This is a genomic window from Candidatus Symbiothrix dinenymphae, from assembly GCF_001431085.1.
Genome location: NZ_BBRU01000085.1, coordinates 1 through 953 on the forward strand (window position 1 = coordinate 1; position 953 = coordinate 953).

Here is a 953-nt window from a genome sequence, read left to right on the forward strand (position 1 = left end):
TTACAACACCGCACCTACGATGTACACGGCGTGCAATTTCACCCCGAATCCGTCCTCACGCCGCACGGAAAAGCAATAGTAAAAGCCTTTTTTAGAGTTTAGTTATTAGAGTTTAGAGTTTAGAGTTTGAGTTTAGAGTTAGAGTTTAGTTATTAGAGTTTAGAGTTTAGTTATGGGATGCAGAAATGAAAGGCATTCCATAACTAAACTCTAATAACTAAACTCTAATTCAGTCGTATTTCTCCTTTTGGCAGTATGCGGTCTTTGCCTTTGTAGAGGATAGACCATGCTGTGGAAACGCCTCTGGCTGTTACCTCTAACCGCCATTTGCGGGCTTCCGCTTTCGTGGTGCATTCTTTTGTGCACACATATTGATAGTAGATGTTGCCGTTCACACTGTATTTCTCTTCTACAATGTCGTCTAACTGATAATTTTCCCGGAAGTAGTTCGCATAATCTGCAAGCGGGGTGTCTTTGCGGGCGAGCACTTGCACTCTATATACGGTGTCGTTATGCTCCGGTGCCGGTGGTACAACCACTTCCGGAACTGTTTCGACCACTTCTTCAACCACCGGTGCCGGTTCTTCAACCGGTGCCACTTCAACCGGTTCTTCAACCGGTGTCACTTCAACCACCGGAATCGGTTCTTCAACCACTTCTTCTTCTTCAATCAGCACAATACCCACAACATCTCGCAGCGGTTCGGGACGGATTGGCGCAGGCTCAGGCACCGCAAGCGGAGCCACGCTGGCTTTGAAGTCGGACGGACGTGGCTTGCGCGGCTTCTTCGGACCGCCGAATGCCCACACCCAACCGGCTTGCAGGTTTATCCCTTTCATGTAAACAGGCAAGCCAAGCGGGATGCTCTCCTCTGCCCATGGCGTGAAACTGAGGGGGGTATTGTCGATAGCCAGATAAATGGGGAACGGGCCCACTGCTCATGAAATAACAAA

General features: G+C 48.9%; 2 protein-coding genes. One reads left to right on the forward strand and one right to left on the reverse strand.

The annotated features are described in order from the left end of the window. The coding region (locus ASC50_RS06645; protein ID WP_420885200.1) for a glutamine amidotransferase-related protein at positions 1-102 on the forward strand (102 nt) is incomplete at its 5' end. Positions 103-224: 122 nt separating this feature from the next. Here ASC50_RS06645 and ASC50_RS01370 read toward each other — a convergent pair. Further along, positions 225-935 (reverse strand): hypothetical protein, encoded by a 711-nt coding sequence (locus tag ASC50_RS01370; RefSeq protein ID WP_056928608.1) that lies wholly within the window; start codon positions 933-935, stop codon positions 225-227. Between the last annotated feature and the right edge of the window lie 18 nt (positions 936-953).